The 23,223-nt window shown below is 74.1% G+C and carries 22 protein-coding genes; 9 read left to right on the forward strand and 13 right to left on the reverse strand.

The features are described 5' to 3' along the window. Positions 1 to 95 precede the first annotated feature (95 nt). The gene (locus tag AC1RNL_RS05785; protein ID WP_492934701.1) at positions 96 to 1,772 is read right to left on the reverse strand and encodes a stealth family protein; all 1,677 of its coding nucleotides are present in this window, start codon (positions 1,770 to 1,772) and stop codon (positions 96 to 98) included. 183 nt (positions 1,773 to 1,955) lie between these two features. On the opposite strand from AC1RNL_RS05785, the gene AC1RNL_RS05790 reads away from it, so the two are divergent. Next, positions 1,956 to 2,867, forward strand: coding sequence for a phosphodiesterase (locus AC1RNL_RS05790; RefSeq protein WP_240671290.1), 912 nt, complete (start codon positions 1,956 to 1,958; stop codon positions 2,865 to 2,867). 28 nt (positions 2,868 to 2,895) lie between these two features. Here AC1RNL_RS05790 and AC1RNL_RS05795 read toward each other — a convergent pair whose 3' ends face one another. Together AC1RNL_RS05795 and AC1RNL_RS05800 are read right to left on the reverse strand one after the other, a co-directional pair. Next, a complete protein-coding gene (locus AC1RNL_RS05795) occupies positions 2,896 to 3,735 on the reverse strand; it encodes an LmeA family phospholipid-binding protein (protein ID WP_128189090.1) in 840 nt (279 codons plus the stop codon). 26 nt (positions 3,736 to 3,761) lie between these two features. Beyond that, positions 3,762 to 4,208 carry an SRPBCC family protein gene (locus AC1RNL_RS05800; protein ID WP_164877080.1) on the reverse strand — a complete coding sequence of 149 codons (447 nt, stop codon included), beginning with the start codon at positions 4,206 to 4,208 and terminating at the stop codon, positions 3,762 to 3,764. A 52-nt stretch (positions 4,209 to 4,260) separates the two neighbouring features. On the opposite strand from AC1RNL_RS05800, the gene AC1RNL_RS05805 reads away from it, so the two are divergent. Beyond that, positions 4,261 to 4,764: a VOC family protein gene (locus AC1RNL_RS05805; RefSeq protein ID WP_492934702.1), complete on the forward strand. Its 504-nt coding sequence runs from the start codon at positions 4,261 to 4,263 to the stop codon at positions 4,762 to 4,764. 93 nt (positions 4,765 to 4,857) lie between these two features. Here AC1RNL_RS05805 and rocD read toward each other — a convergent pair whose 3' ends face one another. Further along, a complete protein-coding gene (rocD, locus tag AC1RNL_RS05810; RefSeq protein WP_492934703.1) occupies positions 4,858 to 6,105 on the reverse strand; it encodes an ornithine--oxo-acid transaminase in 1,248 nt (415 codons plus the stop codon). Between the two features lie 11 nt (positions 6,106 to 6,116). Next, positions 6,117 to 6,974: a dimethylargininase gene (ddaH, locus tag AC1RNL_RS05815; RefSeq protein WP_492934704.1), complete on the reverse strand. Its 858-nt coding sequence runs from the start codon at positions 6,972 to 6,974 to the stop codon at positions 6,117 to 6,119. 92 nt (positions 6,975 to 7,066) lie between these two features. On the opposite strand from ddaH, the gene AC1RNL_RS05820 reads away from it, so the two are divergent. Both AC1RNL_RS05820 and AC1RNL_RS05825 read left to right on the forward strand, forming a co-directional pair. After that, entirely contained in the window at positions 7,067 to 7,504 is a 438-nt protein-coding gene (locus tag AC1RNL_RS05820) for an Lrp/AsnC family transcriptional regulator (RefSeq protein WP_128189093.1), read from the forward strand. 42 nt (positions 7,505 to 7,546) lie between these two features. Next, the gene (locus tag AC1RNL_RS05825) at positions 7,547 to 7,963 is read left to right on the forward strand and encodes an NUDIX hydrolase (RefSeq protein ID WP_128189094.1); all 417 of its coding nucleotides are present in this window, start codon (positions 7,547 to 7,549) and stop codon (positions 7,961 to 7,963) included. A gap of 236 nt (positions 7,964 to 8,199) precedes the next feature. On the opposite strand, the gene AC1RNL_RS05830 is transcribed toward AC1RNL_RS05825, so the two are convergent. The 3 genes from AC1RNL_RS05830 to AC1RNL_RS05840 are packed head-to-tail and all read right to left on the reverse strand — an operon-like array spanning position 8,200 to position 10,643. After that, entirely contained in the window at positions 8,200 to 8,892 is a 693-nt protein-coding gene (locus AC1RNL_RS05830; RefSeq protein WP_146354503.1) for a hypothetical protein, read from the reverse strand. Between the two features lie 55 nt (positions 8,893 to 8,947). Then, the gene (locus AC1RNL_RS05835) at positions 8,948 to 10,267 is read right to left on the reverse strand and encodes an FAD-dependent monooxygenase (RefSeq protein ID WP_164877081.1); all 1,320 of its coding nucleotides are present in this window, start codon (positions 10,265 to 10,267) and stop codon (positions 8,948 to 8,950) included. Positions 10,268 to 10,292: 25 nt separating this feature from the next. Next, positions 10,293 to 10,643, reverse strand: a complete 351-nt coding sequence (locus AC1RNL_RS05840) for a nucleoside triphosphate pyrophosphohydrolase family protein (protein WP_205649614.1) — start codon at positions 10,641 to 10,643, stop codon at positions 10,293 to 10,295. A gap of 36 nt (positions 10,644 to 10,679) precedes the next feature. Here AC1RNL_RS05840 and AC1RNL_RS05845 point away from each other — a divergent pair, with 36 nt between their 5' ends. Both AC1RNL_RS05845 and AC1RNL_RS05850 read left to right on the forward strand, forming a co-directional pair. Further along, positions 10,680 to 11,177: a beta-class carbonic anhydrase gene (locus tag AC1RNL_RS05845; protein WP_128189097.1), complete on the forward strand. Its 498-nt coding sequence runs from the start codon at positions 10,680 to 10,682 to the stop codon at positions 11,175 to 11,177. A 71-nt stretch (positions 11,178 to 11,248) separates the two neighbouring features. Beyond that, positions 11,249 to 12,418: a MalY/PatB family protein gene (locus tag AC1RNL_RS05850; RefSeq protein ID WP_310123023.1), complete on the forward strand. Its 1,170-nt coding sequence runs from the start codon at positions 11,249 to 11,251 to the stop codon at positions 12,416 to 12,418. 82 nt (positions 12,419 to 12,500) lie between these two features. Here the strand turns inward: AC1RNL_RS05850 and AC1RNL_RS05855 are convergent, their stop codons facing one another. After that, positions 12,501 to 13,448 carry a nucleoside hydrolase gene (locus tag AC1RNL_RS05855; protein WP_492934705.1) on the reverse strand — a complete coding sequence of 316 codons (948 nt, stop codon included), beginning with the start codon at positions 13,446 to 13,448 and terminating at the stop codon, positions 12,501 to 12,503. A 64-nt stretch (positions 13,449 to 13,512) separates the two neighbouring features. Here AC1RNL_RS05855 and AC1RNL_RS05860 point away from each other — a divergent pair, with 64 nt between their 5' ends. Continuing rightward, on the forward strand, positions 13,513 to 14,217 hold the full coding sequence (locus tag AC1RNL_RS05860; RefSeq protein WP_492934706.1) for a GNAT family N-acetyltransferase: 705 nt from the start codon (positions 13,513 to 13,515) through the stop codon (positions 14,215 to 14,217). Here the strand turns inward: AC1RNL_RS05860 and AC1RNL_RS05865 are convergent. Both AC1RNL_RS05865 and AC1RNL_RS05870 read right to left on the reverse strand, forming a co-directional pair. Beyond that, a complete protein-coding gene (locus tag AC1RNL_RS05865; RefSeq protein ID WP_492934707.1) occupies positions 14,210 to 14,566 on the reverse strand; it encodes a VOC family protein in 357 nt (118 codons plus the stop codon). The two genes, AC1RNL_RS05860 and AC1RNL_RS05865, sit on opposite strands and share 8 nt — an antisense overlap. 64 nt (positions 14,567 to 14,630) lie before the next feature. Further along, positions 14,631 to 15,464, reverse strand: a complete 834-nt coding sequence (locus AC1RNL_RS05870; protein ID WP_492934770.1) for a CPBP family glutamic-type intramembrane protease — start codon at positions 15,462 to 15,464, stop codon at positions 14,631 to 14,633. Between the two features lie 173 nt (positions 15,465 to 15,637). Here AC1RNL_RS05870 and AC1RNL_RS05875 point away from each other — a divergent pair, with 173 nt between their 5' ends. Both AC1RNL_RS05875 and AC1RNL_RS05880 read left to right on the forward strand, forming a co-directional pair. Further along, the gene (locus AC1RNL_RS05875) at positions 15,638 to 16,354 is read left to right on the forward strand and encodes an ABC transporter ATP-binding protein (RefSeq protein ID WP_246992922.1); all 717 of its coding nucleotides are present in this window, start codon (positions 15,638 to 15,640) and stop codon (positions 16,352 to 16,354) included. Beyond that, the gene (locus tag AC1RNL_RS05880; protein WP_364193184.1) at positions 16,351 to 17,658 is read left to right on the forward strand and encodes an FtsX-like permease family protein; all 1,308 of its coding nucleotides are present in this window, start codon (positions 16,351 to 16,353) and stop codon (positions 17,656 to 17,658) included. The genes AC1RNL_RS05875 and AC1RNL_RS05880 overlap by 4 nt, the downstream gene beginning before the upstream one ends. Positions 17,659 to 17,667: 9 nt before the next feature. Here AC1RNL_RS05880 and fgd read toward each other — a convergent pair whose 3' ends face one another. Continuing rightward, positions 17,668 to 18,672, reverse strand: coding sequence for a glucose-6-phosphate dehydrogenase (coenzyme-F420) (fgd, locus tag AC1RNL_RS05885; protein WP_364193187.1), 1,005 nt, complete (start codon positions 18,670 to 18,672; stop codon positions 17,668 to 17,670). Between the two features lie 29 nt (positions 18,673 to 18,701). Beyond that, positions 18,702 to 23,093, reverse strand: coding sequence for a proline dehydrogenase family protein (locus AC1RNL_RS05890; protein WP_492934708.1), 4,392 nt, complete (start codon positions 23,091 to 23,093; stop codon positions 18,702 to 18,704). Between the last annotated feature and the right edge of the window lie 130 nt (positions 23,094 to 23,223).

Consider the following 23,223-nt stretch of genomic DNA (forward strand, 5'->3'; position numbering starts at 1 on the left):
GTCGGAGGGCGGCGCTCCATGTAGACGAGCGAAGGTCGGATGGTTCGCCGTCGCGTGGCGACTCGTCTTGTCGCGGCGCCGATCGCGCCGCTCGGCTAGAGCCAGAGGGTGCGGGGCTCCGCGGCCTCGACGGGACGATCGCGCTCCCACGGCGCCGGGATCGGGAAGTAGTGCTCGAGGAACTCGCGCACCGCGCGGGTGCGCTCCTCCACCGAGATCTCGGGGAACGAGCCGTCGTTGAGGCAGAACATGTCCTGGTCGCGCTTGCGCAGCAGCCGCTCCATGGCCGGCAGCGCCTTCCGCAGCGTCGTCTCGATGTACTGCACCTTCGCGGCGGTCTGCTGCACCGCCCGGCCCGTCACGAGCGCGTAGTAGTGGTACAGCGAGTTCGTCACCGAGATGTCGGTCGCCGAGCGGAAGCGCGCGGCCGTCGTGCGCCGGAAGTCCTCGGGGAACTCCGCCTCGAGCTCGGCCATGACGCTGCGGCGCAGCGGCGCCGCGCAGTGCTCGAGATGCCGCGTCGTCACCGCGCCGAAGCGCTCCCGCAGGAGCCGGCGGTTCGAGCGCGCCGCGTTGTCGTGGCCCGAGCGCTCCGGGTGGGTCTCCCCCAGCCCGATGCGGGTGGTCGCCTCGACGAACTTCGTGATGCCGCCGGGCGAGAAGAACAGGTCGGGCTTGAGCGCGCGCCCGAAGAACATGTCGTCGTTGGAGTAGAGGAAGTGCTCGCTCAGGCCCTCGATGCGGTGCAGCTGCGCCTCGACCGCGTGCGAGTTGTGGGTCGGCAGCACCGACGGGTCGGCGAACATCGCCTCAGCCGGCACGAGCGTCACCCGCGGGTGCTCGGCGAGCCACGCCGGCGCCGGCGAGTCGGTGGCGATGAAGATGCGGCGGATCCACGGCGCGTACATGTGCACCGAGCGCAGCGCGTACTTCAGCTCGTCGATCTGCCGGAAGCGCGCCTCGGAGTCGTCGCCCTCCCCCACGACGTACGCCTGCATCCGCTTCGCCCGCTCGCGCTGGAAGTCGTCGCTCGAGCCGTCGACCCAGGAGAAGACGATGTCGATGTCGAAGGTGACGTCGCTCGCGAGCGGCTCCCACATGTCCTGGATCGTCTGCCACTCGCGGCCGTAGCGCACCACGGTGGCGTCGATCGCCTCGTGGCGCGGCATGGTCGCGCGCATGACGGCGTTGGGCAGCGGCGCCACGATCGTGTCGTCGCCGAAGCGCCACAGCTCGAGCTGCACGGCGGTCTCGCGGCCGTACCGCAGGCGCCCGGCGGGCTCGACGCGCGGCCGGTACACGCGCATCGCGGATGCCTTGCGGTGCCCGGCGAGGCGGCCGTCGGCGAGCAGCACGGGGCCGTGGTGCGCGGCCTTCGCCGGCGCGATCGCCTCGGCGTAGAAGGGCTCGTCGGCGAAGGCGCCCGCGAGGACCGCCGCGAGCTGCTTGCGGCGCGCGCGGTCGACGGCGACGATCGGCCGGCCGTCGTCGTCGCGCACGAGCAGGAACGGGATGTCGGCCGCGTCGAGCGCCGCGCCGAGCGCGAGGAGGTCCTCCACCATCGACTCGTGCGGCGTGCTGTGGCCGTTCGCGAGCGCGTACCGGCCCTTGCGCACCACCACGTCGTCGCGGTCGAACCGGTCGAAGCGCCCGCCCGAGGGCACGAGCACGAGCTCGGGCGCGTCGGAGACGCGGATGCCGGGCTCTGCGTGGGGGTCGGAGCGCGAGAACGCGCTCGCGGCACCGGGGCCGTGCTCTCGCTCGCTGCTCACGTCTGGAAGGGCTCCTGCCTCTGGGGGACGCCTCCATGGTACTGCCGGGGCTCCTGGCCCCATCGGGCGCCGTTCGACCTGCATACACGCCGCGTTCACGCCACGTTCTCGGGCACGTGCTGGGCTAGCGTTCCAGCAGTGCCCGACGCTGCGCACGAACCGAGAGATCGGATGGGACGACCCGTGACACACCGCACGGCCGAGCACCCCCGGCCGGACCACTTCCTCCTCCACATCTCCGACACGCACCTGCTCGCCGGCGGCGGCAGCCTCTACGGCAGGGTGCCGAGCGAGCAGCACCTGCGGCGGCTCTTCGCCGAGTTCGAGGCATCCGGCGCCCGTCCCGACGCGATCGTCTTCACCGGCGACCTCGCCGACCACGGCGAGCCCGACGCCTACCGGCGGCTCCGCGCGATCGTCGACCCCGTCGCGGCCGACCTCGGCGCGCGCGTCGTGTGGGTGATGGGCAACCACGACGACCGGCGCGCGTTCCGCGCCGAGCTGCTCGACGAGCCCGCCTCCGACGCGCCCGTCGACTCGGTCGTCGAGCTCGACGGCCTCCGCATCATCACCCTCGACTCCACCGTGCCGGGCTTCCACCACGGCGCCGTCTCCCCCGCGCAGCGCGCGTGGCTCGCCGAGGTGCTCGCGACGCGCGCGCCGCACGGCACGATCCTCGCGATGCACCACCCGCCGGTGCCGAGCGTGCTCGACCTCGCCGTGTCGGTCGAGCTGCGCGACCAGGCCAGCCTCGCCGAGGTGCTCGCCGGCTCCGACGTGCGGGCGATCCTCGCGGGGCACCTGCACTACTCCTCGACGGCGACCTTCGCCGGCATCCCCGTCTCGGTCGCATCCGCCACCTGCTACACCCAGGACCTCAACGTGCCGGTCGGCGGCACCCGCGGCCGCGACGGGGCGCGCGCCTTCAACCTCGTGCACGTCTACCCGACGACGGTGCTGCACTCGGTCGTGCCGCTCGGGGAGTTCCCGGCGCTCGACTGGATCGACTCCGTCGAGACCGAGCGGCGGCTCGCCGACGCGGGGTTCCGCATCGCGCCCGCGACGCGATCGGCCGGCCAGCTCGTCGACGCCTGAGGCGGCGACCGTCGGCCGGGCGCCGTGCTCAGGCCAGCCGCGCCTCGATCGTCACCGCGTCGGTGACGGTCACCTGCACGTCGTCGACGCGGATGCCCTCCGGCAGCTCCGAGGCGAGGTCGATGCGCCGCCCCTCGAACCGCTCGATGCGGCCGCGGGCGGCGCTCAGCATCGCCGCGACGAGCGGGTTGCCGCTGTCGACGTGGATGTCGGTCAGCGTCACGCCCATGCGGTCGTCGATCGAGGCGCTCGCCGAGCCGCGCACCGAGGCGCCGAGCAGCCCCTTCCGCACCTTGCCGTCGAGCGTCAGCCGCAGGTCGCGCGGCCCCGTCGCCTCGACGTCGATGTCGAGCCGCGACACCGAGATGCCCCGCTCGGCGAGCGCCGACTCGGCGAGCCCCAGCACGGCGCGGCCCAGCTGCTCCTTCGGCACCGAGACGCGCGCGTGCCCGTGCAGCGGCCGGGCGGCGCTCGGCCGCCCGAGCTCGACCGCGAGCTCGCGGTTGTCGGTCTCGATCCAGGCGAAGGGCACGTCGGCGAGGCTCGCCTCGAGCGTCACCTCGGCGCCCGAGACGCGCATCGGGTCGCTGTGCACGCGCAGGTCGCGCAGCACGGCCGGCTCGCGCGCGACGGTCGCCCCCTGCGGCTCGAGCCGCACGCGGTCGCGGTCGTGCTCGCCCGCGAGCACGAAGCCCGTGAGGTCGAGGTGCAGCCGCACGACGTCGGCGCCGTCGAGCTCGGCCTCGATGCCGGAGGTGCACGCGATGCCCGCCGGCTCCGCCGCGATCACGAGGGTGCGGATGCGCTTGGCGAGCTGGGCGCCGTCGGTCGGTCGGGGCGCGCGCCCCAGGAGGATGCTGTCAGCCACCCCGCGAGCCTACGCCGGATCGCCCGTCAGTCCAGTCGGAGCGCGGCGCGCATGCCCTGCTCGGCGCGCCGCATGACGGTCGCGTGCTGCGCGGCGAGCACGCGGTGCAGCACGGGGCTCGCGAGGCGCAGCAGGGGCTTCCGCGCCTCGACCTCCTGCGCGAAGGCCACCCGGGTGCCCACGCCCTCGGGCCGCACGCGCCAGGCGCTCCAGCCGTCGAGGTCGCCGCGGATCCTCGCGCGCAGCTCGTCGTCGGCGCGCGCCTCCTCGGCGATGGAGATGCGGATGCGGTACCCGGCCGGAGCGCGCACCTCGAGGTCGGCGGCGCGGGCCCGGGCTGCCGGCGCGGCGCCGAGCACGCGCACCCCGGGCCACCAGCGCCCGTAGCCCGGGACGTCCTCGAGCAGCGCGAGCACCGCATCCGCCCCCGTGTCGAGGTGCCAGGCGTGGTCGAAGCGGTAGCGGGTGCGCATCGGCCCATCCTGCCCCTGGCGCCTGTGCGCGGCCCGGCGTACCGTCGCGGCCATGAGCAGCCTCGTCGTGCACTTCGAGATCCACGCCAGCGAGCCGCAGCGGCTCATCGACTTCTACTCGCAGCTGCTCGACTGGCGCTTCGAGCGGTTCGGCGAGGTGCCGTACTGGACGATCGCGACCGGCGAGGGCTCGCGCTCGCTCACGGAGCCCGGCAGCGGCATCAACGGCGGGCTCACGCAGCGGGAGGGGCCGGCGCCCGCGCCCGGGTCGCCGGTCAACGGCGCCAACCTCGTCGTCGCCGTCGACGACGCCGACACGACCTACGCGCGGGGCCTCGAGCTCGGCGGCACCGGCGCGCTGCCGCCGACCGACATGCCGCAGGTCGGGAGGCTCGCGTACCTCGCAGACCCCGACGGCAACGTCTTCGGCCTCATCTCGACGACGCTCTCCGACGGCACCTCGGTGATGGGCGACGAGGCGCAGCCCGACCTCGAGCGGCCGGTGCACGGCGAGAGCGTGGCGCTCGACCCGATGAACTCGACGCCGGAGCCGTAGCGCGCTCGGTCGCCGGGGCTACGCCCCGACGGCCTCTTGGTCTCGCGACGCCGGCCGGGAGGGCCGGCTCCTCGACCCGCTCGGTCGCCGGGGCTACGCCCCGACGGCCTCGCGAAACGCATCGACGAGCATGTCGAGGTCGCGCTCCTCGATGACGATCGGCGGCGCGAGGCGCACCGTCTGGCCGTGGGTGTCCTTCGCGAGGATGCCCCGCTCGAGCAGCCGCAGGCACACCTGGCGGGCGGTGCCGACGGCCGGATCGATGTCGATCCCGGCCCACAGCCCCACACCGCGCACCGCGGTGACCCCGTGGCCGACGAGCTCGCCGAGGCCCGCGTGCAGGCGGGCGCCGAGCTCGCGGGCCCGCGCCTGCATCTCGCCCTCGCCGAGCATCCGCACGACCTCGAGGCCGACGGCCGCCGCGAGCGGGTTGCCGCCGAAGGTCGAGCCGTGCGAGCCCGGCGTGAGGACGCCCAGCACGTCCTCGTCGGCGACCACGGCCGACACCGGCACGACGCCGCCGCCGAGCGCCTTGCCGAGCAGGTAGACGTCCGGCACGACGCCCTCGTTGTCGCACTGGAACGTCGCGCCCGTGCGGCCGAGCCCCGACTGGATCTCGTCGGCGATCATGAGCACGCGCTCGCGCGCGGTGATCTCGCGCACGCGCTGCAGGTAGCCGGCCGGCGGCACGTTGATGCCCGCCTCGCCCTGGATGGGCTCGAGCAGCACCGCGGCCGTGTTCGGCGTGATCGCGGCCTCGAGCGCCTCCGCGTCGCCGAACGGCACCCGCACGAAGCCGGGCGTGAACGGCGCGTAGCCGGTCGTCGCCTCCGGGTCGTCGGAGAACGACACGATCGTCGTGGTGCGGCCGTGGAAGTTGCCCTCCATCACGATGATCTCGGCCTGACCCGCGGGCACGCCCTTCACCTGGTACGCCCAGCGGCGGGCCACCTTGATGCCCGACTCGACCGCCTCGGCGCCCGTGTTCATCGGCAGCACCATGTCCTTGCCGGCGAGCGCGGCGAGCGCCTCGACGAACGGCCCGAGCGCCGCGGAGTGGAACGCGCGGCTCGTGAGCGTGACGCGGTCGAGCTGCGCGTGCGCGGCGTCGAGCAGGCGGCGGTTGCCGTGGCCGAAGTTCACCGCCGAGTAGGCGGCGAGGCAGTCGAGGTAGCGGCGGCCGTCGACGTCGGTCACCCACGCGCCCTCCGCCGTCTCCACGACGACCGGGAGCGGGTGGTAGTTGTGCGCGGCGTGCGCCTCGACCTGCTCGATCGCCCGCTCGGTCGCGGCCGACAGGGCCGTGCCCGTCGACGCATCCGTCGTCGTCTCCGTCGTCATCGTCGCCTCCGTCATCGTCGCAGCTCCAGGGTGCAGCACTTGATCCCGCCGCCGCCGCGCAGCAGCTCGTTCAGGTCGAGGCCGATCGTCTCGTAGCCGCGCTCGGCGAGCTGGCGCGCGAAGCCCTCGGCGCGCTCGGCGATCACCATGGTGCGGCCGTCGCCGAACGAGTTGAGGCCCAGCACGGATGCGTCGGCCTCGTCGACGAGGATGGCGTCGGGGTAGCGGCGCTCGAGCTCGGCCCTGCTCGCGTCGTCGAACGCGCTCGGCAGGTAGGCGATGCTCGTCTCGTCGAGGATGGCCATCGCCGTGTCGAGGTGGTAGAACGCCGGGTCGACGAGGCGCAGGCTCACGACCTCGCGGTCGAAGATGCCGCGCACCTCGTCGTGCGACTCGAGGCTGGTGCGGAAGCCGTGGCCGGCGAGGATCGTGCCGTTGGAGAGCAGGAAGTCGCCCTCGCCCTCGTTGATGTGCTTCGGCTCGTGCACCTCGAAGCCCTGCTCGGCGAACCAGCGCATGTAGGCGGGGCCTTCGGGCACGCGCTGCTCGTAGGTGAACAGCGCGCCGTAGGCCTTGCCGTCGAGCGTGAGCCCGCCGTTGGCCGCGTAGACCATGTCGTTGAGGCCCTCGACGGGCTCGATCTGGTGCACGTCGAAGCCGAGGCGCTCGTAGGCGTCGACGAGCGTCTGCCACTGCGCGACCGCGAGGTCGGCGCTCGTGGGCTGGTCGGGATCCATCCAGGGATTGATGCGGTAGGTGACGTCGAAGTGCGCCGGACGGCACATCAGCACGGTCTTCTGGGCGGCCGTGCGGGACGCGTCGGAGGGGGTCGCGGTCTCGGGGCGCGCGTGGGTCATCTCATGCTGCATGCCATCCAGGGTCGCAAACAATCGACGCATCAGTGGGGGTCAGCACGCATGTTTCTTGCGATCTGGCCGATCGTGACCGTAGAATCCTGCATATGGATCGGATCGACCACGGCATCATCGATCAGCTGCGCCTCAATGCCCGGGCCGGCTACGCCGACATCGGCGCCGAGGTCGGCCTCTCCGCCTCCGCCGTCAAGCGCCGCATCGACAAGCTCGTGGCTGACGGCGTGATCCGCGGCTTCACCGTGCAGGTCGACCCGGCCGTCGAGGGCCTCGCCACCGAAGCCTACGTCGAGCTCTTCTGCCGCGGCACCGTGTCGCCGAGCGACCTCAAGCGCATCCTCTCGGGCGTGCCCGAGATCGTCGAGGCCGGCACCGTCACGGGCGAGGCCGACGCGATCGTGATCATGCGCGCGCGCGACGTCATCGCCCTCGAGGAGGCGCTCGAGAAGGTGCGCGCCGCCGCGACCGTCGACCACACCCGCTCGGCGATCGTGCTCTCGAAGCTCATCACCCGCAACGCGGGCTGAGGGCTCCGCCCGGCCGGGCTCGGCGCGGCCTAGCCTGGTCGCATGCGCGTCATCACCGTCTCGGCGATCTGCTTCGAGCGCGCCGACGGCGCCGTGCTCACGGTGCGGAAGCGCGGCACCAGCGCCTGGATGCTGCCCGGCGGCAAGCCCGAGCCCGGCGAGACCGCGGCCGAGTGCGCCGTGCGCGAGGTGCGGGAGGAGCTGGGCGTCGAGATCGCGCTCGAGCGCATCGAGCCGATGGGCGACTTCGAGACGCGCGCCGCCAATGAGGCCGGCTTCGCCCTGCGCGCGAGCGTCTTCCGCACGCGCGATGCGATCGAGCCGAGGGCGCAGGCCGAGATCGAGGCGGTGCGGTGGATCGTGCCCGCGATCGGCGTCGAGGACGAGGCGGAGGCGCCGCTCAACCGCGAGCACGTCTTCCCGCTGCTGCTCGCCGAGCTCGCCGCGGCCGAGCGCTAGGAGCGCGATCGGCGCCGGGGACGGAGAACGGGGCCCGACCGATGGTCGAGCCCCGTATCGGACGGCCGCCTCACAGCGCGCCGCGCATCTGCCCCTCCAGAAAAGACTGGGCTCCCTCTGCATCCCGTCGCCGCAGCGCCGAGACCCTGTCATGGCCCGAATTTCCCCTCGCGGGGCCCCAGCCGGGCCGTGCGTTCACCGTACGCGCGCTCCCTAGGAGCCGTCGATGGGGAGAACTACCCATCCCTGTATGCGACCGCGCCGCTCGAGCGCCGAGGCGTGTAGTCGCGCCAGGTGTCCCGGTAGTGCGCGTAGCCCGAGCGCATCGAGACGAGGGCCCACACGAGCCCGACGACGACGCCGGCCGCCACGGCCCATCCGACCTCCGCAACGACGTCGACGAGCGCGCCGGCCAGCAGCCCGTAGACGCACGCGTTCACCACCATGATGAGCACGGGCGAGCTGCCGAACAGGTGGCTGAAGACGCTGCGGCGCCGCAGGAACGAGTAGGTGCGCTCCATGCCGGCCTCGTCGTCGGTGACCGCCGCGAGGAAGACCTCGCGCACGTGCGGGTCGAGGTCGACGTAGGCGCCGCGCAGCCGGTTCATCGCGACGACGTACATCATCTCCTCCTCGGCGACGTTGACGACCCGCAGCTGCGTCATGAGCCCGATGACGCAGAGGAACGCCAGGATCGCGAGCATCGCGGGCGAGAACCAGCCCGAGAAGCGCGACACCTGGCCGAGCAGGCCCATCGTCACGAGCCCCGCCGAGACGAGCGTCAGGAAGATCGTGATGCGGGTGAGCACCTCGCTCTGCGCCGTGCCGCGGGCGGCGAGCAGCCCCCAGTGCTCGGTGGCGAGGATCTGCGCGCGGCGCCCGAGGGCCGCGTCGGACTCCGGCGCTGCTGCAGTGCCTCCGTCGGCCATGGCTCATTGTCCAGCCGCGCGCCCGGCGGCACCAGGGGTCGCCTCAGGGGTCGCGTCAGCGCTTGGCGCGCGGGCTGCGCCAGTGCAGCATCCAGTCGCCGGCGATCTCGGCGAGCGTGGTCGGCAGCAGGTTGTAGGCGCCGTTGCGCGCGGCGACGAGCACCGAGCTGCGCGTCTCGGTCGTGACGCGCGCGAGGCGGTGCGAGAGCTGCTTGAAGCGGTCGGTGCGGCGGATGCGCTCGCTGTCGTAGGCGCGCAGGGCCTGCTCGAGCGGATGGTCCTGCAGCAGGATGCCGAGCGTCGCGGCGTCCTCGAGGGTGAGGCTGCCGCCCTGGCCGAGCGTCGGCAGCATCGCGTGCGCGGCGTCGCCGAGCAGCACCACGCCGGGCCGGTGGAAGGACTTCAGGGGTGTGGGGAGCCAGTGCAGGTCGCGTCGCATCACCGAGGCCTGCGGGGTGGCGGCGATGTGGTCGCGCACCTCGGGCGCCCACGTGTCGAACCGCTCGCGCGCCGCCTCGAGCTCGTCGCGCGACGTGCGTCCCATCCGGGCGTGCGCCATGCCCCACCAGTAGACGCGGCCGCCGTCGATCGGCACCATGCCGAACTCGGCGCCGCTGCCGACGTACTGCCGCATCCCGCTCGGCGAGTCGGCCTCCGCCTGCACGACGCCGTACCAGCAGGTGGCGCCCGAGTAGTCGGTCGCCGCCTTCGGCCAGAGCGCCTTCCGCACGGCGGAGTCGATGCCGTCCGCGCCGATCACGAGGTCGGCCTCGATCGTCTCGAAGCGCGACTCGCGCGACTCGCGCACCTGCTGCTTGGTGGCGCGGCGCTCGGCGCGCCGGTCGATGGGGTCGTCACCGGGCTCGAGGGCCCGCTGGAGCCGCCGGCCGAGGCGGATGCCGCGCGCGCGGTCCTGCCGCTGCTGCCGCTCGAGCCTCGCGTCGGTGGCGTCGGGATCGGCCGCGCCGTGCTCGATCGTGACCGACGGGCGCGCGCCGGAGGACGCATCCGTCACCCCCACGACGCGCATGCCGGTCTCGACCTCGCGGCCGCCGCCGACGATGTCGAGCAGGGTCGAGCGGTGCAGCGCGTGCAGCGCGCTCGAGTCGAAGGTCGAGCCCTGCTGCAGCGGCGAGCCCTGATCGGTGAAGACGCCCTCGGGCATCGAGCGCACGGCGCGGTCGCGCACCTCGTCGCCCACGCCGAGCTCGTCGAGCGCCTCGAGGCCGTTGCTCGCGATCGCGATGCCCGCACCTGTCGTGCGTGGCCGCTCGGCCGCCTCGAGCACCCGCACCTGCCAGCCGGCGGCCTCGAGGCCGCGGGCGGCGGCGAGCCCGCCGAGTCCTGCACCGACGATGATGGCGGTCTGCGTCATGCCCCCGAGGCTAACCCGTGCCGCCTCAGTCCTGCTGGGGCGCGTCGTGCTCGCCGGCCCGCTGCGAGACGCGGCGGTCCCAGACGAGCCACTTCTCGTCGATCGCCTGCTCGATGTCGACCCCCGTGGCCTCCGCGAGCGCGAGCAGCATGCCCACCGCATCCGCGAGCTCGAGCGCGAAGCGGCGATCGATCTCCTCCGGGCTGTGGCCCTTGTCGCGCTGCCGCCCGGTCTTCGCGAGCCATGCCTGCACGACCTCGCCGACCTCCTCCTGCAGCTTGAGCACGAGCCAGTCCGCGTCGCGCTCGAAGCCGTAGACCTCGGCGTAGCGGAGCGAGATCGCATCGATCTGCTGGGCGAGGGCGCGCATCTCCATGCGGGCCATGCTCGCACGCGGCCCTAGATTGTGAGCATGGACTCCGCTTTCGACGACCTCCTCCAGCACAACCGGGACTTCGCCGCCACCTTCGCCCTGCAGGGCTTCGACGGCGTCGCGAAGTCGGGCGTCGCGATGGTCACCTGCATGGACTCGCGGATCGACCCGCTCGGCATGATCGGGCTCGAGCCCGGCGACGCGAAGATCCTGCGCAACCCCGGCGGGCGCGCCACCGAGCGCACGCTCGTCGCGCTCGTGCTGGGCGTCAACCTGCTGAACGTCGACCGCATCCTGCTCGTGCAGCACACGCGCTGCGCGATGGCCTCGAAGTCGGAGCGCGAGCTGCTCGTCGACATCTCGCAGGCCGCGGGCGTCGACGCCTCGTGGCTCGACCTCGGCGCGATCGAGCACCAGCGCCTGTCGATCATCCAGGACGTGCACCGCGTGCGGTCGCACCCGCTCATCGGCGAGCGCGCCCAGATCGGCGGCTTCCTCTACGACGTCGACACGGGGCTGCTCGAGCAGGTCGCCTGACGCGGCCCGCCCCTGGCCTGATCGCTCCGCCGGGCCTGGCACCGGACCGGCCGAGCGTTCAGGATGGGGTCATGGTGAACCCCTTCGAGCAGGTGCCCCTCGACCGGCTGCGCGAGCGCACGAGCATCAAGTGGCGCTTCTTCGAGCCCGACGTGCTGCCGCTGTGGGTGGCCGAGATGGATGTGCTGCCGGCTGAGCCCATCACTCGCGCCGTGCACGACGCGATGCTGCGCGGCGACACCGGCTACCCGTGGGGCACGGGCTACGCGGAGGCGTTCGGCCGCTTCGCCGCCGACCGCTGGGGCGCCTCGGTCGAGGTCTCGCGCACCGCGCTCGTGAGCGACGTCATGATGGGCGCGTTCGAGCTCATCCGCCTCCTGACGCCGCCCGGCGGCGCGGTGATCGTGACGAGCCCGGTGTACCCGCCGTTCCACGCCTACTCGGCGCACGCCGAGCGGCGGGTGGTCGAGGCGCCGCTCGGCGACGACCTGCGGCTCGACCTGAGCGGGATCGAGGATGCGTGCGCCCGGGTCGGCGACGCGGGCGCGGTGCTGCTGCTGTGCAACCCGCACAACCCGACCGGCACCGTGCACACCCGGGCAGAGCTCGAGGCGCTCGCGCAGGTCGCCGCGCGCTACGGGGTGCGCGTCATCTCCGACGAGGTGCACGCGCCGCTGCTGTTCGACGCGACGTTCACGCCCTACTGGGAGGTCGACCCGCACGGCTTCTCGCTCACGAGCGCGTCGAAGGCCTGGAACCTCGCCGGGCTGCGCACCGCCCTCATCGTCGGCGGCGCCGAGACCGGCGCGGACCTCGGCGAGATCGCGGAGGTCGTGAGCCACGGGCCGTCGCACCTCGCGTCCATCGCGCACGTCGCCGCGTTCGACGAGGGCCGCGGCTGGCTCGACGAGGTGCTCGCGGGGCTGCGCGGCAACCGGGCGCTGCTCGCGCGCCTGCTGGCCGAGCACGCGCCGTCGATCCGCTGGCGACCGGGCGAGGCGACGTTCCTCGCGTGGCTCGACTGCCGGGGCACGCGCGTCGCCGAGCCGGGATCGGTCGCCGACCCGGGCTACGTGGGGCTCTCGACCGGGCCGGCCAAGGCGTTCCTGGAGCAGGCGCGCGTCGGGCTGAACGCCGGCGAGGCCTTCGGCGCCGGCGGCGAGAACCACGTGCGCCTCAACCTCGGCACCCGCCCGGACGTGCTCGAGGAGGCGGTGCGGCGGATGGGCCGGGTCGCGTAGCGCTCCCGGGACCCCTTCGACCGAACGGGACCCGGTGCACCGGGTCCCGTCGGGTCGATCGGGTCCCGCTGGCGAGCGGGCGCTACGGCGCCGCCGCGATCAGGTCGACCATGCGCTCCTCGAAGCCCGGCTCGACCTCCATCACGACGCGGTGGCGGGCGCCCTCGCGCTCGGGCCACTCGCCCCACGCGCCCTCGAGCGTCGTCGCGGTGCGGCCGCGCGAGGGCCCGTCGCCGCAGTCGACCGTCACGTCGACGATCGGCGAGAGCGTCGTGCGCACGAGCCCCGTCGCGACCGCGAGCGCGAGCGCGTCGTGGTTGCCCGACGCGCGCTGCCCCGTGTAGCCCTCGTAGTAGTGCAGGTAGAAGTCGAGGATCCGGTCGCAGAACTGCCCCGCCGCTCCCCCGGCTGCGAGCCGCTCGCGGTGCGCGTCGGTGATGAGCGACGTCATCGTCACGTCGAGCCCGACCATCGTCAGCTCCCACGGCGCGTCGAAGACCACCTGCGCCGCCTCCGGGTCGTGCCAGATGTTGGCCTCCGCCGTCTCCGACACGTTGCCGGGGGCGAGGGCGGCGCCGCCCATCACGGTCACCTGGCGGATGCGCTCCGGCAGCGTCGGGTCGGCGTCGAGCGCCGCCGCGAGGTTGGTGAGCGGCCCGACGGCGACGATCTCGAGGGCGCCGGCGTGCTCGTGGCTGAGCCGCAGCAGCAGCTCGACCGCGCTCTCGGCCGCGAGCTCCGGCACGTGCCCCGTGTCGGCGCATCCGCCCAGCCCGTCGGCGCCGTGCACCTCGGGCGAGAAGACCGCTCGCGCGCCGTTCCGCGGGCCGGCGGCGCCGACCGCGATGGGCACGTCGCCGTGCCCGACGAGCCGCAGCACCTCGGAGGTGTTGCGGGCGCCCTGCGCCACGTCGACGTTGCCCCACACGACCGTGCACCCGACGAGCTCGATCTCGTTCGAGAGCGCGGCGGTCAGCAGGGCGAGGGCGTCGTCGATGCCCGTGTCGACGTCGAGGAGCACGCGGGTCACGGGTCCGAGCCTAGGCCGGGCGAGCCTCCCGGGCCCCGAGCACGCGAGGACGACACTGGTCGCCATGATGGGCATGCCGGATGTGCCGCAGCGCGACCGCGCGCGGCTCCGGGCGGCGTGGGCCGAGGCGCTGGGCACCGCGCCGCGCGCCTTCGACGGCGACGGCGTCACGCCCATCGAGCGCGTCGACCTCGACTCGGTGGTGGTGGTCGAGCTCGGCACCGCGATGGTCGTCGCCGGGCCGGCCGCGGCGCTCGCCGCCACGCGGTCGCTCGGCCGCGCGGCGCTGCGTGACGCGGCCGCGATCGCCGAGGCGCTGCCGGGCTCGCGCGCGATCGCCTCGGCGCACCTGCTCTTCACGGGCACGCGCCCCGCGCATCCGCCCCACGAGGTCGTGCCGGCGACCGACCGCGACCTCGTGCTCGTGCGGGAGGCCGTCGCGCTCGAGCAGTGGGAGGAGTCGGGCGTGGAGCCGATGGAGCGGCACTGGGCCGTGCGCGACGGCGCGCAGCCGCTCGCGGTCGCCGGCTACCAGCGGTGGCGCTCGACGATCGCGCACATCGGCGTCGTCGCCGCCGCCGCGCACCGCGGACGGGGCCTCGGCGGCTCAGCCGCAGCCGCGGCGGTGGCCGCCGCGATCGACGCGGGGCTCGTCGCGCAGTGGCGCTGCCGGGTGGGCAACCCCGCCTCGCTGCGGATCGCCGACGCGCTGGGCTTCACGCGCGTCGGGGTGCAGGCGGCAGTGGCGCTGCCGCCCGGCGTCAGCTGACGCAGAGGCAGAACGGATGCCCGGCGGGGTCGAGGAAGACGCGGAAGGTCTCGCCGGGCTGGTGCTCGTGCTTCGTCGCGCCGAGCGCGAGCGTCGCCGCCTCGGCCTCCTCGAGGTCGTCGACGACCACGTCGAGGTGCATCTGCTGGGGGTGCTGCTGCCCCGGCCAGTCGGGCGCCGCGTAGCCCTCGACCTGCTGGAAGCAGATGCACTGGCCCTCGGGGCCGCGGATCTCGACCCAGTCGTCGGCCTCCGAGACGGTGTAGTCGAGCAGGGCGCCGTAGAAGCGCCCGAGGGCGGCGGCGTCGGGGCAGTCGATGACGACGGAGGGGTAGCGTGCGATGGCCATGCGGGCGACGCTACGCCCGGCGGCCGACATCCGGAACCCCGGATGCGCGAGGCCCGAGCGCGGGTCAGAACCCGTGCACGAGCGGGAAGATCGGCAGCGCCTCCTGGTGGTGCGCGTGCACGATCACGAGCCACACGACCGCGTCGAACAGCAGGTGCACGGTCACGACGTAGAAGAGGTTCTTCGTCCAGGAGAAGATCGCGCCCTGCACGAGCGCGAACGGGATCGTCAGCAGCGGCCCCCACGACTGGTAGCCGAGCTCCCACAGGAACGAGACGAAGATCGCCGCCTGCAGCAGGTTGGCGAGCCACGGCCGGAAGTGCCGCATCAGGAGCGTGTAGACGGTGCAGATGAAGAACAGCTCGTCCCACAGCCCCACGGCGTTGACGCCCACGAACAGCCGCGCCACCTCGTGCGCCTCGTCCACCGCGGGCCAGTTGCGGTAGACGCCCGAGGTGAGGAAGTAGAACGGCAGGATCAGGTAGGCGAGGAAGATGACCGCCACCAGGTACGTCCACATGCGGCGCGTCCAGCGCCCGCCGGCCCACGGGAAGCGGATCGCGTGGTCCTGGAAGCCCCAGCGTGTGATGACGTACGGGATGAGCACGGCGCCGCCGAGCGCGACCGTGAAGCGCGCGATGCCCTCGTTCGTGATGTCGGCGTGCAGCGAGATGAAGCTGATCCACGTGAGCGCGATGGCGATGAGCGCGAGGTCCTGCCCGAGCCTGCGGGAGCGGCCCGCGCGGTCGGTGAGGATGCCGCCGACCACGCCCGCGACGAGCGGCAGGTAGCCCCAGTCGGTGAGCACCCAGAACAGCAGCACCGCGCCGAGCGAGACGAGCGCCGCGGGCACGATGGCGATCGGATGCGTCGGGGCGCCCTCGGCGGCGATCGTCAGCGAGCGCGGCCACGGCGCGGGCCGCGGCGCGGGGGTGCTCTCTGCGGCGATCGTCACTCGACCAGCCTACGGAAGGGGGCCTGGTCATCCGCACGGATGATCCGCATCCGCCCCAGGATGCAAAGGCGGCCGCATCCCGCCCGCGGCGGCCCCGGCGCTGCTCGGATGGGGCCATGCACAGCGACCGACTCGACGCGCAGCGTCTCACCCACACCTACGGCACCGGCGACGCGGCAGCGCCCGCGCTCGCCGACGTCTCGATCACCATCGGCGCGCACGGCCCGGAGGCCGTCGCCATCATGGGTCCCTCGGGCTCCGGCAAGTCGACCCTCCTGCACGTGCTCGCCGGCATCGTCGCCCCCGACGACGGCCGCGTCGCGTGGCGCGGCCGTGACCTGGCGACCATGCGCGACGGCGAGCGCACCCGGCTGCGCCGCAGCGACTTCGGCTTCGTCTTCCAGTCGGGGCAGCTGCTGCCCGAGCTGCCCGCGATCGAGAACGTCGCGCTGCCGCTCATGCTCGGCGGGGGCTCCCGCACCGGCGCCGAGGCGGCGGCCGGCGCGCTGCTGCACCGGCTCGGCCTCGGCGACATGCTCACGCGCCGGCCGGGCGAGCTCTCGGGCGGGCAGGCGCAGCGGGTCGCGATCGCCCGCGCGCTCGTCGGCAGCCCCGGCATCGTCTTCGCCGACGAGCCGACGGGCGCGCTCGACCGCTCCACGGGCGACGCGGTGATGAGCCTCCTCATCGGCGCGACGCTCGGCCACGGCGCCTCGCTCGTCGTCGTGACGCACGACCCCGAGGTGGCCGCGATGTGCTCGCGCGTCGTGCGGCTGCAGGACGGCCGGATCGTCAGCGACGAGCCGGCGGCGACGGCAGGGGCGTCGCGATGAGCGCGCTGCGGCTCTGGCTGCGGCTCGCCCGCGCCACGGGGCCCCGCGCGACCGACGTGCTGAGCGCGACGGCCTTCGCCTTCGCGACCGCGGCGCTCCTCGCGGTGCTCGGCGGCGTCGAGGCGTTCCGGATGCGCCTCGAGACGGGCGTCGTGGATGCGTCGTCGGGCGCGTTCGTGCTCACCCTCGCCTTCGTGGCGGCCGCGCTGCTGCTGCCGGCGGTCTGGACGCTCGCGCAGGCGGCCGTGCGGCTCGCGGTCGCCCGGCGCGACGACCGCCTCGCCGCCCTGCGGCTCGCGGGCGCGACGCGCGGCCAGGTGACCGCGCTCGCCGTGCTCGACGCCCTCGCGCAAGCGGTCGTCGGCGTGCTCGTGGGGGCGATGCTCGCGCTCGCCGTGACGCCCGGGCTCGCGCGCATCGAGTTCCAGGGGCAGCCGTTCGGCCCCACCGAGCTGCTGCCGCCCGTGTGGGTGTGGGCTGCGGCCGGCGGCGCGGTCGTCGCGATCGCCGTGGGCGCCGCGCTCGCGTCGCTGCGCCGCGTGCACGTGACCCCGCTCGGCGTCGCGCAGCGGGTGCGGCCCCGGCGGCTGTCGCTCTGGCGGGCCGCCGCGTTCGTGCTCGCCGCCGCCGCCTACGTCGTCGTGGTGGTGCTCGACCTGGTGCCGAAGGAGACGGCGGTGTCGATCGCGCTCGTGTCGATCGTGGTGCTCGCGTACACGCTGCTCGGGCCGCTCGTCATCCAGGGCGTCGCGTGGCTCGTCGCGAAGGGGGCCCGCAGCCCCGCGACGCTGCTCGCCGCGCGCCGCGTGGTCGACGACCCGCGCGGAGCGTTCAACATCGTCGGCGCGATGGCGATCGCCGTGATGGCCGGCGGCTTCGCGTCGCTCGCGCCGGCGATGGCCGGCGGCACCGACCAGCTGAGCGCCGACATGGCGACCGGCGCGGCGCTCACGATCGCGATCGCGGGCGTGCTCGGCGCGGTGCTCGCGGGCATCGCCCAGTCGGCGAAGGTGCTCGACCAGCGACGCGAGCACCAGGCGATGCACCGGATGGGCGTCGACCTGCCCGTCATGCGCGCTGCGATCGTGCAGCAGGTGGCGCTGCCGCTCGTCATCGGCGTCGGCGGGGCCGCCGGGGCGGCGCTGCTGCTGATCCTGCCGACCTTCATGCTCTGGATGTCGAGCCCCGGGTCGGTGCTCACGTGGGCGCTGCTCACGCTCGGCGCGGCCGCGGTGACGCTCGCGGTGACGTCGGCGGCGCTGCCGCTCGTGCGCCGGGTGGCGACGGAGGCGGCGCCGGCCTGAGCTGCGCGGCTACCGGGGCAGGAGCGGCAGCACGTCCTCCGAGAGCTGCTCGAGGAAGCGCCGCTGGTCGTGCCCCGGCCCGTGCAGCACCAGGTGGGTGAAGCCCAGGTCGACGTAGTGGGCGATCGCGCCCGCGACCGCCGACGCATCCGACCCCACGATCCAGCGCTTCGCCACCTGCTCGATGGGCAGCTCGTCGGCGAGGCGCTGCATCTCGATCGGGTCGTGCACCGCGTGCTTCTGCTCCTGCGTGAGCGAGAGCGCGCCCCAGAAGCGGGTGTGCTCGAGCGCAGCGTCGGCGTCGCGGTCGTACGACACCTTGATCTCGATCATCCGGTCGACCTCGGCCGAGGCGCGCCCGGCCTTCTCGAGCCCCTCCTCGAGGTTCGCGACGATCGTGTCGCGGTAGTACTCGTCGCCCTTGCCGGAGGTGCAGATGTGCCCGTCGGCGAACCGCGCGGCGTAGCGGGTCGTCGCGGGGCCGCCGCCGGCGACGTAGATGGGGATGCGCGAGCCCGCGTCGGCGGGATCCGGCCGGTCGTAGATCGTCGCCCCGTGGGTCGCGTAGTACTCGCCCTCGAAGTCGACCCGCTCCTCGGCCCACAGCTGCCGGATGAGGCGCACCGACTCGCGCAGCCGCGCGAAGCGCTCCTTCAGCTCGGGGAACTCGACGCCGATCGCCTGCTCGTTGAGCGCCTCGCCGGTGCCGACGCCGAGGATGAGGCGGCCCGGGTGCACCTGCCCGAGCGTCGCGAACTGCTGCGCGACGACCGCCGGGTGGTAGCGCAGCGTGGGCGTGAGCACCGAGGTGCCGAGCACGATCGACGAGGTGCGCTCGAGCGCCATGCCGAGCCAGGCGACCGCGTTCGGCGCGTGGCCGCCCTCGTGCCGCCAGGGCTGCAGGTGGTCGCTGATGAACGCGCTGTCGAGCCCGACCCGCTCCGCGAGCTGCACGAGGTCGAGCAGCTCGGCGGGCGAGAACTGCTCGGCGCTGGCCTTGTATCCGTACCGCATGGAGCCAGTCAAGCACCGGCTCCTGCGCGTCACACGCGCAGCGCCTGCAGCACCTTGTCGGGGTTGCCGAAGCGGTGCGCGGTGATCGACACCGCCTGCTCGCGCACGAACGGCAGCAGCTCGATGCGGCCCTCGGTCGTGACGGGGCCGTCGTAGACCGCGATGCGAGCATTGCCGGCGAGCGCGTCGCGCAGCCCCGGGTCGGTGCCGATGAGGCGGATGCGCCGCACCGGCTCGGTCACGCGCATGAGTCCGAGCGCATCCTCGCTCTGCACCGGCTCGAGCGCCTCGCCCGAGCGGATGCGCTCGTGGAAGGCGGCGTCCGACTCCTCGACGACCTCCTCGATGCGCACGTGCGGCAGCGCGTGGCGCGAGAGCCGCACGATGCCGCTCGGCACCTCCACGGCGCTCGAGATGCGCACGACGGCGCGCGTGCGGGCGGCGGCGGCGAGCAGGCGCACGAGGTCGACGACCTGGCCGTCCTCGGCGAGGCGCAGCAGCACCTCGGCCGGCCGGTAGCGGAGCACGTTGCGCTCGACGCCGAGCGCCGAGACGTCGCGGGAGAGGCCGAACTCCTCCTCCCACCACGTCTGGTCGCTGTTGGCCCCGGCGCGCACGCGGTCGAACTCGACGAAGTCGAGCGCGGGCGTCGCCGCCTCGATGAGCTCGGCGACCCGCTTGTCGAGCCCGTGCAGGCGCACCGACTTCTTGGGCTCCGACGGCACAGGCTCCCAGTCGACGAGCGTCGCGAGGTAGTTGGGGCCGCCGGCCTTGGCGCCGGGCCCGACCTGCGAGAGCTTCCAGCCGCCGAACGGCTGCCGCCGCACGATCGCGCCCGTGATGCCGCGGTTGACGTAGAGGTTGCCGGCCTGCACCTCGGCGAGCCAGTGCGCGACCTCGTCGGGGTCGAGCGAGTGGATGCCGGCGGTGAGCCCGAACTCGGTGGCGTTCTGCACCTCGATCGCCTCGTCGAGCGTGTCGACCTCGATGAGCGACAGGTGCGGGCCGAAGAGCTCGGTGAGGTGCGTGCTCGCGCCCGGGAGCACCGCGTCGCGGATGCCGGGCGACCAGAGCCGGCCCGACGCATCCAGCCGCCGCGGCTCGAGCAGCCACTCCTCGTCGTGCTCGAGGGTGGTGAGCGCCTCGAGCAGCGCGCCGGACGCCGGCTCGATGAGCGGGCCGATGTGCGTGCGCGCGTCGAGCGGCGAGCCCACGCGCAGCGTCGACGCGGCGTCGACGAGCTGCCGGCGGAACCGCTCGCTGTCGCCCGCGGTGTCGACGAGGATGACGACGGATGCGGCCGAGCACTTCTGCCCGGCGTGCAGGAAGGCGCTGCGCACGATGTCGGCCGCCGCCTGCTCGAGGTCGGCCGAGGGCGTGACGATGATCGAGTTCTTGCCGCTCGTCTCGGCGACGATCGGCAGGTCGCTGCGCCAGGAGGTGAAGAGCTCTGCCGTCTTCGAGGAGCCGGTGAGGATGAGCCTGCCGACGGCCGGGTGCGAGACGAGCCGCTGCGACACGTCGCCCTCGGGCACGTCGCACAGCACGAGCACCTCGCGCGGCACGCCCGCCTCCCACAGCGCCTCGCACAGCACCGCCGCCGAGCGCCGAGCCTGGGGCGCGGGCTTCAGGATGACGGCCGAGCCGGTCGCGAGCGCCGCGGTCACGCCGCCGCACGGGATCGCGACGGGGAAGTTCCACGGCGGCGTCACCACGGTGAGGTGCACGGGCTTCGGGCGCGCGTCGTCGAGCTGCTCGAGCAGCGGCGCCTGCTCGGCGTAGTAGCGGGCGAAGTCGACCGCCTCCGACACCTCGGGGTCGGCCTCGGCGAGCGTCTTGCCCGTCTCGGCCATCATCACCTCGATGAGGCGGCCCCGGTACACACCGAGGGTCTCGGCCGCGTCGCGCAGCACCTCGGCCCGACGCTCCGCACCCAGCGCCGCCCATCCGTCGGAGGCCTGCGCCGCCTTGTCGATGCGGCGCTCGAGCGTCGGCCAGTCCTCGATGCGGTTGAGCTCGAGGGTGCGCACGCCGAGCTGCGAGTCGGCGGCGCGCTGCACGATCTGCCGCGCCCACGCGCGGTTGGCGGCGAGCGACGGGTCGCTGTCGGGCTCGTTCTCGAAGCCGTCCGGGTGCGCGACCGAGACGGCGAGGTCGCCCAGGCGGTCCTGGGTGCGGGTGGGCCGCGGCGCACCCGCGGCGTCCTCGGTGCGCTGCAGCTCGAGCGACGCGAGGAAGCGGTCGCGCTCGCGCTGGAACACGGCTGGGTCGTCGAGCGAGAACATGCTCGACATGAAGTTCTCGCCGGAGGCGTTCTCCTCGAGCCGGCGGATCAGGTAGGCGACGGCGGCGTCGAACTGGTCGGGCCGCACGACGGGCGTGTAGAGGATGAGGCTCGGGAAGTCCTCGCGCACGGCGGCGCGGTGCTCGGCGGCCATGCCGAGCAGCATCTCGGCGTCCATGCGCTGGTGGGTGCCGTGATGGCGGGCGAGCTCGGCCGCGTAGGCGAGGTCGAAGAGGTTGTGGCTCGCGACGCCGAGCCGCACGGCGAACGCGTTGTCGGGCAGGAGCGCCTCCTGCAGCACGCGCTTGTAGTTGGCGTCGCTCGCGGCCTTCGAACCGACGACCGCGAGCGGCCAGCCGTGCAGGGCGGCGTCGACCCGCTCCATGGCGAGGTTCGCGCCCTTCACGAGCCGCACCTTGATGCCCGCCCCGCCGTTCGCGCGGCGCTCCTTCGCGAACGCCGCGAGCCGGCGGTAGGCGGCGAGCGCATCCGGCAGGTACGCCTGGAGCACGATGCCGGCCTCGAGCCGGGCGAGCTCGGGCCGGGTGAGGAGGCGCTCGAAGACCGCGATCGTGAGGTCGAGGTCGCGGTACTCCTCCATGTCGAGGTTGATGAACTTCGGCGGGCTCGACTCGGCGGCGAGCCGGTAGAGCGGCAGCAGGCGGTCGACGACCTGGTCGACGGTCTCGTCGAACGCCCACAGCTGCAGCTGCGGCGCGACGCCCGACACCTTGATCGACACGTAGTCGACGTCGTCGCGGCGCAGCAGCGCGGTCGTGCCCTCGAGCCGGCTCGCGGCCTCCTCCTCGCCGAGCACCGCCTCGCCGAGCAGGTTGATGTTGAGGCGGGTGCCGTCCTCGCGCAGCTTCGCGAGCGGCCGGGCGAGCCGGCCCGGCGTCGCGTCGATGACGAGGTGCGAGACCATCTCGCGCATCGCCCGCTTCACGAGCGGGATGATGAGCTTCGGCGTCACGATGCCGAAGCCGCCGCCGACCGTGATGCCGAGCTTGAGGTACCAGTCGAGGAAGCCGGGGATGTCGCGGCTGAGCGCCTCGAAGTTGCGGGCGCTCACCTTCGGGTCCTCGGGCCGCACGACCTTGTCGACGAAGCCGATGGCGAAGTCGAGGCCGGCCGGGTCCTGCAGCAGGCCGGCGAGCCGCTCGGCGGCCCGGTCGGGCTTCGCGGCGCCCGGCCGGTCGAGCCAGCGGCGCACGCGCTCGATCGCCGCGAGCGCGAGCGCGTCGTCGGTGGCCGGGTCGGTCAGCTCGACCGGTGCCGGCGCGGGGGCCGCCGCGACCGGGTTGGGCACGGCCTCGGGCGCAGGTGCTGGCGGCTCGGGGGCAGGCGTCGGCGCGGCTGCAGGCGCAGGTGCAGGCGTCGGCTCCGGTGCGGGGGCGGATGCGACGGGCTCGGGAGCGGGCCCGGGCTCGACGGCCGGGGCGGGCGCGGGTGCCGCGAGCTCCTGCTCGAGGTCGACCGCCGACATCGCCTCGGTGGGCGGCAGCTGCGGCTCGGCGGCCCGGGCGCGCGCAGAGACGGCGGCGGCGAGCCCGCCCAGGCGCGGCTGGTCCTGCGGCGGCAGCTGCGGCTCGGGGGTCACCGCGTGGTGCTCGCGCGCCACGGCGTCCTCGGCGTCGGTCGGTCGGGGGTGCACGGCACGCCGCGTGAGCGGGGCCGGCGGGGCCGTGTCGGCCGGCTCGACCACGCGGGCATCCTCGGGCACCGGCGCCTGCGCGACGGCGGCCAGCTCCGACTGCAGCTCGGCGACGTCCATCTGCACGGTCGGCACGTCGGCGACCTCCTGCGACAGCGACCAGCCGCTCGCGGGCGGCTCCTCGGGCGAGCGCGCGAGCCCCGGCGCCTCGACCGGCACGTACGGGTTGACCGCGGCCGCGAACGTCGCGTCGTCGACCTCGAACGCCGGCCCCGAGTCGGGCAGCGGCGGCGCCTGCAGCGGCGCGTCCTCGTCGGCGTCCTGCTCGTCGACGACCTGGATCGGCTCGGTCAGCCCGAGCCCGGCGCCGTCCGGCACGATCGGCTCGTCGTCGTCGGACGCGAGCTGCCGCTGCGCCTCCGCGCGCTCGATGCCCTCGGCGATGAGGGCGTCGAAGTCGTCGTCCCTGGGCTGGTCGGTCATGCCGCATATCGTATGCGCGCGCGGACGGCGGGCCGCGGCGCCGGGCGGTGCACGGGGCCTCGCCGCCGGGGAGCCACGTGTGGTTGGGTTGGCCTCGGCAGGGTCGAGTCCGGCGCCGACCGCGTGCGTC

Source organism: Agrococcus sp. GW821-FHT14H11 (assembly GCF_058803545.1).

Excerpts from the sequence above, each read along its gene's own strand:
- rocD (WP_492934703.1), bottom strand. The coding sequence starts at position 6,105 with ATGACGACGGAGACGACGACGGATGCGTCGACGGGCACGGCCCTGTCG.
- AC1RNL_RS05800 (WP_164877080.1), bottom strand. The coding sequence starts at position 4,208 with ATGCGCACCCGCTACCGCTTCGACCACGCCTGGCACCTCGACACGGGG.
- AC1RNL_RS05805 (WP_492934702.1), top strand. The coding sequence starts at position 4,261 with ATGAGCAGCCTCGTCGTGCACTTCGAGATCCACGCCAGCGAGCCGCAG.
- AC1RNL_RS05875 (WP_246992922.1), top strand. The coding sequence starts at position 15,638 with ATGCACAGCGACCGACTCGACGCGCAGCGTCTCACCCACACCTACGGC.
- AC1RNL_RS05860 (WP_492934706.1), top strand. The coding sequence starts at position 13,513 with ATGATGGGCATGCCGGATGTGCCGCAGCGCGACCGCGCGCGGCTCCGG.
- ddaH (WP_492934704.1), bottom strand. The coding sequence starts at position 6,974 with ATGCAGCATGAGATGACCCACGCGCGCCCCGAGACCGCGACCCCCTCC.
- AC1RNL_RS05880 (WP_364193184.1), top strand. The coding sequence starts at position 16,351 with ATGAGCGCGCTGCGGCTCTGGCTGCGGCTCGCCCGCGCCACGGGGCCC.
- AC1RNL_RS05840 (WP_205649614.1), bottom strand. The coding sequence starts at position 10,643 with ATGGAGATGCGCGCCCTCGCCCAGCAGATCGATGCGATCTCGCTCCGC.
- AC1RNL_RS05820 (WP_128189093.1), top strand. The coding sequence starts at position 7,067 with ATGGATCGGATCGACCACGGCATCATCGATCAGCTGCGCCTCAATGCC.
- AC1RNL_RS05890 (WP_492934708.1), bottom strand. The coding sequence starts at position 23,093 with ATGACCGACCAGCCCAGGGACGACGACTTCGACGCCCTCATCGCCGAG.
- AC1RNL_RS05865 (WP_492934707.1), bottom strand. The coding sequence starts at position 14,566 with ATGGCCATCGCACGCTACCCCTCCGTCGTCATCGACTGCCCCGACGCC.
- AC1RNL_RS05825 (WP_128189094.1), top strand. The coding sequence starts at position 7,547 with ATGCGCGTCATCACCGTCTCGGCGATCTGCTTCGAGCGCGCCGACGGC.
- fgd (WP_364193187.1), bottom strand. The coding sequence starts at position 18,672 with ATGCGGTACGGATACAAGGCCAGCGCCGAGCAGTTCTCGCCCGCCGAG.
- AC1RNL_RS05835 (WP_164877081.1), bottom strand. The coding sequence starts at position 10,267 with ATGACGCAGACCGCCATCATCGTCGGTGCAGGACTCGGCGGGCTCGCC.
- AC1RNL_RS05850 (WP_310123023.1), top strand. The coding sequence starts at position 11,249 with ATGGTGAACCCCTTCGAGCAGGTGCCCCTCGACCGGCTGCGCGAGCGC.
- AC1RNL_RS05845 (WP_128189097.1), top strand. The coding sequence starts at position 10,680 with ATGGACTCCGCTTTCGACGACCTCCTCCAGCACAACCGGGACTTCGCC.
- AC1RNL_RS05830 (WP_146354503.1), bottom strand. The coding sequence starts at position 8,892 with ATGGCCGACGGAGGCACTGCAGCAGCGCCGGAGTCCGACGCGGCCCTC.